The organism is Enterocloster citroniae, assembly GCF_040545455.1.
GTDB lineage: Bacteria > Bacillota > Clostridia > Lachnospirales > Lachnospiraceae > Enterocloster > Enterocloster citroniae.
On record NZ_JBEPLZ010000009.1, the window covers coordinates 242,395 to 248,581 of the forward strand.

5 protein-coding genes are annotated in these 6,187 nt (G+C 49.7%); all 5 read right to left on the bottom strand.

The window, feature by feature from the left end; genetic code table 11:
• Positions 1–16 precede the first annotated feature (16 nt).
• Positions 17–1,510, bottom strand: a complete 1,494-nt coding sequence (locus ABID13_RS14705; RefSeq protein WP_048929984.1) for a sugar ABC transporter ATP-binding protein — start codon at positions 1,508–1,510, stop codon at positions 17–19.
• 191 nt (positions 1,511–1,701) lie between these two features.
• Positions 1,702–2,700 (bottom strand): LacI family DNA-binding transcriptional regulator, encoded by a 999-nt coding sequence (locus tag ABID13_RS14710; protein WP_007866884.1) that lies wholly within the window; start codon positions 2,698–2,700, stop codon positions 1,702–1,704.
• Between the two features lie 106 nt (positions 2,701–2,806).
• Positions 2,807–3,793, bottom strand: a complete 987-nt coding sequence (locus ABID13_RS14715) for a zf-HC2 domain-containing protein (protein ID WP_048929985.1) — start codon at positions 3,791–3,793, stop codon at positions 2,807–2,809.
• Positions 3,790–4,269, bottom strand: coding sequence for an RNA polymerase sigma factor (locus tag ABID13_RS14720; protein WP_007866888.1), 480 nt, complete (start codon positions 4,267–4,269; stop codon positions 3,790–3,792). Before ABID13_RS14720 ends, ABID13_RS14715 begins: the two co-directional genes overlap by 4 nt.
• 251 nt (positions 4,270–4,520) lie before the next feature.
• Positions 4,521–6,086, bottom strand: coding sequence for an ABC transporter substrate-binding protein (locus ABID13_RS14725; protein ID WP_048929986.1), 1,566 nt, complete (start codon positions 6,084–6,086; stop codon positions 4,521–4,523).
• Positions 6,087–6,187 lie beyond the last annotated feature (101 nt).

Below are 6,187 nucleotides of genomic sequence, written 5' to 3' on the forward strand. Positions count from 1 at the left end.
CCTCGCTCCTCAGACATTATTCTTTTACAATGGCGGCCATAATATTTTCCTGTGTGGCATCCTGCGCAAGCAGCTCCCCAGCAAGGCGCCCCTCCTTAAGAACCACGATCCTGTCACACATGCCCAGGAGTTCCGGCATCTCCGATGATATCATCAGAACCGCCTTCCCCTCCTTTGCCAGTTCCTGGATCAGCTGATAGATCTCAAATTTAGCTCCCACATCGATTCCCCTTGTGGGTTCATCCAAAAACACAATATCAGGCTGTGTCAAAAGCCATTTTGCAACCACGATCTTCTGTTGGTTCCCTCCCGACAGGGAATTGACCGGCTGTTCCTGGCTGTTGGACTTAATATTCATCTGCTCGATCATCCTTGCCGTACAATCCCGTTCCCCCTTACTATCCGGAAATATCCCCCTGCATCGGCTGACTCCCTTTAAGATGGTCAGGCACATATTGGATCGGATTGACCCCACAAGATTCAGTCCGTCACGTGCACGGTCCTCGGGTATGAATGCGAAATGATATCTCATGGCATCCCGCGGACACCTGATATGGATCTCCTCTCCATTTAACAGGACTTTTCCCTTTGTATAAGGATTGATCCCAAATATGGAGGACACTACCTCGGTTCTCCCCGCCCCCACCATGCCGGCCAGCCCAAGTATCTCACCCTTGCGGATGGTAAAGCTTATATCGTGGAATTCTCCCCTTCGTTCCAGCCCCCTTACTTCAAAAACAACATCCCCGATCTGTTTTTCCACCCTGGGATATATGTTTTCTATCTTCCTCCCCACCATTTCACTGATCATGACATTCTGTTCCACTTCATGGATCGGGCGGGAACTGATGATATTGCCGTCCCGCAGTACACAGACCGTGTCCGCAACCTGTACCAGTTCATCCAGCTTATGGGTAATATATACCATTGCCACACCATGTTTTTTCAGGTTTGAGATGGTGGCAAATAAAATCCTGACCTCCGAGTCGGTCAGCGCCGAGGTGGGCTCGTCCATGATCACAATCTTGGAATCATATGAGATGGCTTTGGCTATTTCCAACAGCTGCATTTCCGAAACCGTAAGGTCCTTTACCTTGCGGTCCAGGTCTAAATGGATCCCCAGCCGTTCCAGCAGGGCTTCCGCCATTTTCCGCTGTTCCTTTTTTCTGATAAAGATAAATTTGTGGGGCTCCCGCCCCACGTACATGTTCTCCGCCACCGTAAGTTCCGGAAACGGGGACATTTCCTGAAAGATCATGGATATTCCCCTTGACAATGCCTGGTGGGGATTGGAAAACACCACCTTCTCCCCCTCCAGAAAGACCTCACCGGCATCCGCATGGTACTCTCCCATAAGAATCTTCATCAAGGTTGATTTTCCCGCTCCATTCTCTCCGACTAATGCAGTTACTTTTCCTTTCTCCAGTGTCAGATCCACTGAGTGAAGGACTTCGACTCCGTTAAATGACTTCCTTAATCCTCTTATTTCCAACAAAGGAATTTTTGCCATAAAGCACCTCTCCTCGCAGGGAAAAATTAGCTAATTTTTTATTTTTATACAATAATATTAGCATCATAATTAACCTATGTCAAATTAATATATAACCTAATTTTATCTATGTTAGGTTCTAGTTGTTAGACTAACAAAAAAGCCCCCTTACCAATCTCTTACGATCGATAAGGGGGCTTGATATAGCCGGCTCAGTCAACTGCCTTTGTGGTCGCTCCCAGCACCAGCTGCGGAACAATGGAAATCCTTCTCACAGCCAGCCCGGGGTTCTCAATCCTGTCCATAAGATAATGGACCACCAGTCTGCCATACTCTCTTTTGTTAAAACCAACGCTGGTCAGAGGAATGGGAAGATGATCATCCAGATCATTATTAAATCCGGTCACTGACACATCCTCGGGCACTTCAATCCCCATTTTATTCAGCAGGAATATCAGCGACTGGGCATATGTATCCGTGCTGCATATAATGAGGGACGGCAGGCTTCCATTGTTTTTTAGATCCTGCAGCTCATGCACCAGGTCACTGGATTCAAAGTAGTTTTCTTTATCCCAGATATTGGATATTACCACCCCGTACTGGGCAGCTGCCTCCTTGACTCCGTCAAACCGTTTTTTCATGGACGGCCGTTCCAGGGAACCGTAATAGCCGATCCTCGTATGGCCCATCCGGATCAGACGTTCGCACAGGCAGAAGGCGCCCTCCCGGTCCGCAAAATGCATGGTGTCATAGGGAAATAAGTTATAGGGAGGGTATGTCAGGATCATCATAGGCCGGTCATAAACCGCTGCCTTTTCCACAAAAGACAGGCTCTTGTATCCTGCAAACAGTATCCCTGCCGCTTCCTCCGCCTCCTGCTCCACCAGGCTGTCCTCCACATCGGATGTAACCTTTAAATGCAGGGAATATCCGATAAGGGCCAGAGCATTCTCCACCCCCAGCATCACCTTCATCCAAAACCCCGTATCCTGGGCATCATATTTAGGTATAATGAATAAAACATACTTTTTACCGCTGTTCTGCGCCTTCTTTCTCACATAACCCAAACGCTCACAGGCATCCAGCACCTGTTTCCTGGTCTCCTTGCTTACACCGCTTTTACCGGCTATTGCCCGCGACACTGAAAACTTTGAAAGCTTTGTCTCCGCTGCAATATCATCCAGCGTTATCTTCTTTGCCTTTTCTGTCATTTCGGCCTCCGCAACATCTATAATAATATTATTATATAGTATTGCTAATTTTTATTCAAGCCTTTTGTGCGGATTCGGCCGTTAAATCCCCCTCCGGCCTGTTCACTCACTCCCCGATCCCCATCAGGTCCAGAAGTTCCTGCACCTTCTCAGGGCTGTCTCCAAAGGACTTAACAGGCGCGCCGGCGTACCGGGAACACTCCTTCTCCGTGATGGTGCCGCAGCGCTTGGCGGGTCCGCTTTCCAGTTCCACGGCGTACGTCCAGTCAACCTGCCCCAGATTCCCGGTCAGGGCTATGAGCACACAGGAATATGCCCGCATCTTTTCTTCCATCACAGCGGAATTGGATGTGCTGTCCTCAAACTTCATGGTCCATCCATAGGGCTCTTTTGTTGTCTGAAGCTCATTTTTAAAGCTTCCCAGCTCCTTTCCTATGCCCAGAAGCCCGGCGAGTTTTCCATTGGCCGACATGTTCCCCACATAGGGATTCCTGGCCGCGTACAGATCATTGGCAAGGCGGCTCACAACCGTACCGTCCCCCTTCACAGTGATGCCGTTGATATCCATCTGCCTGCCCGGCTGGGGAAGCTTTAAATCCAGGTTAAAGGACCCGCTCCTGTTCCATGGGGATGCCAGGCATGCATAGATTACCAGCCTATCCTTTCCGTCCGCCCCTGAGACCACCTTATAGCGGCTGTATACAGAGGCCGAATTATAGAATACGCCTCCAACCTGCACCCGATCATGATTAACATTGGTGTAAGTGATCATGTAGGAATCCGCAGGAAGCCCAATGATAAACAGTTTTACAAACAGCACAGAGACAGTGAGGAGGAATACGGCCGCGGCTCCTGCCAGCACACTCCTTACGTTTCTCCTCCTTACCTTTTTCAGGTAATCGATCTGCCCCTCCTCCTTGGCGGACCGGCCTTCTCCTTCCACATCCTTTTTCATGCGCTGGTACATTTCCCTGCACTCCCCGCATTGCTCCAGGTGTTCCCTGATCTCCTGCCCGCTTGCCTCACTGGTCAGCCCATCCGCATACAAAGGCAGCAAATCCCTTATGACTTCACATGGTATCTTATGGTTCATAATTTTTCCGCCTCCTTCATTACCCGCTCTTTTCCGCGGTAATAGGTCACCCTTGCCCAGTTCTCACTTTTCTCCATAATCTCCCCAATCTGACCGAATGTAAGGTTTCCCACCAGCCTGAGATACATCACCTCCCGCATGGGATTCTCCAGCCCATGCACCAGCCTCAGGATCTGGATGCTGTCCCAGGAATGGAACATCTGCTTTTCAGCAGAATCCACAGGTATCTCTGCTGCCTCCTCCAGGGGCACATGCTTTTTCTGCTTCCGCAAATGCTCATACCACAGGTTCCTGGCAATGCCGCAAAGCCAGGTGGATACGCTGCTTTTCCCTTTGTAGGTACCAATATTCTTTACCGCCTGGTAAAATGTCTCCTGGGTCAGCTCCTCCGCCAGATCGGGATCCTGTGTCCGGGTCAAGAGAAAACCATATATCATTTTTCCGTGCTTTAAATAGATTTCTTCCATGGAATCCATATATGTATTTCCTCCTTCTGTTAATTAGTGTCACGGCCCCCGGATTCGTTACAGACAAAGACAAATTTTCATATAATTTTTTTATGGGACATTACCCTCAGTATACCCAAAATGCAGCCGGGATTCAACCTTCGCGGCAAAATGCAGCCGGGGTCCATCCTGCGCAGAAAAAGATGCCCATACTCCTCAGAGGAATACAGGCATCTGATAAAAGGTCCAAAATGGTTGCTGAGACCATTCCGGGTTTCTGTTTAATTCCAGGAAAATTCAGACCAGTTGTAGCTTTCCATGGCAGGGCATACCTTGCAGTTTAAATCCTTGTTGTAGGCAATATTGGACACCATATAGAACAGGTTGATCCTGGGCACGTCCTCTGCCTCTATGTCCAAAGCCTGCCTGATCAGATCCAAACGCTGATCCGGGTCATCTGTATTGGCCTGCTGTTCCACCAGTTTGTCATACTCGGGATTGGAGTAGAATGTCATGTTGGAATCCGGGATATTGTCAGTTGACAATGTTCCCAGAAGGAAGGTGGAATCCAGGGTCATGCTTACATTCCCAACCGTATAGCATCCCAGCTTTCCGGCCTTGATATCAGACAGCAGTGCTGCGCGTTCCATAACCTGGATCTCGGCATCCACGCCGATCTCTTTCCACTCGCTCTGTACAATGCTGGCGATCTTCTTGGTGTAATCTTCCCTCACAGAGATAGTGGTCTTAAATCCATTGGGATATCCTGCCTCTGCCAGGAGGGCCTTGGCGCCTTCCGGGTCATACTTGGGCGTATCAATGGTATCCGCGCCCGGGTTGGGAGTGGTCTGGTCAGTGAGAATGATCTCTGCCGGCATTCCTGCGCCGTCCATTGCGCCTGCTATGATATCATCGCGCTTTACAGACATAGCCAGGGCTTTTCTCACCTTTACGTCATTAAAAGGCTCTGCGTTTACATTAAATGCAAGATTCCAGATTGATGTGCCGTTGGTCTCCTGGTATCCCAGTTTATCGTTGGACTGTACGGTCATTACATCCAGCCCTCCTATATTGTGCACCAGATCCACATCCCCGCTCTCCAGGGCAACCATGGCAGTGGTGGCTTCCTTGAGCACACGCAGTTCAATGTGTTTGATGGCCGGCGCACCCTTATAGTAGTCCTCGTTGGACTCCAGGATGATCTTGCTTCCCTTCTGCCATTCCACCAGCTTGTATGGACCGCTTCCGCTTGGCTTTGCAGCGTAGTTCTCATCACCCACAGATTCCACATATGCCTTTGATACAATGGCGCTGTTAGTCTGGGTCAGATACTGGAGCGCTGCCAGCTCCTTATACTTTAAATTCACTTTTACCGTGTTTTCGTCCACAACCTCAGCGCTGTCCAGAAAGGATGTGTACAGCTCAGACTGGGGCTTGTCAATGGCCCTGTTCAGGGAAAACGCCACGTCCTCCGCTGTCAGGGCGGAACCGTCCTGGAACTTCACGCCCTCATGCAGATGGAAGGTGATGGACAAACCGTCCTCCGCCACATCCCATGAGTCCGCCAGTCCTGGCACCACGTTGCCCTCCGCGTCCCTGCGCACCAGCGGATCATGAAGGTTGAGGATGATCATGCCTCCGATGGAGTCTGCTGCCAGCTGTGGATCCAGGGTTGTGGGTTCATTGGTCAGCGCAATGGTCAGGGAATCCTTGGTTTCCCCGGATGCCGCTGTCTGTGTCTTTTCAGAGGACGCGGGCGCGTCCGTGCTTTTTTGTCCGCCGCATCCTGTAAGGGTTAAGGCCAGCACTGCTGCTGTAATGGCACAGTTCAACATTTTCTTTTTCATAACTTCTCCTCCTACTACAATATATTTATGGTTAATATCCCTTACATCCAGTAAGGAATTATCCATCTTGTTGCTTAAGCTGTTAGAATGTAAGAGCAATC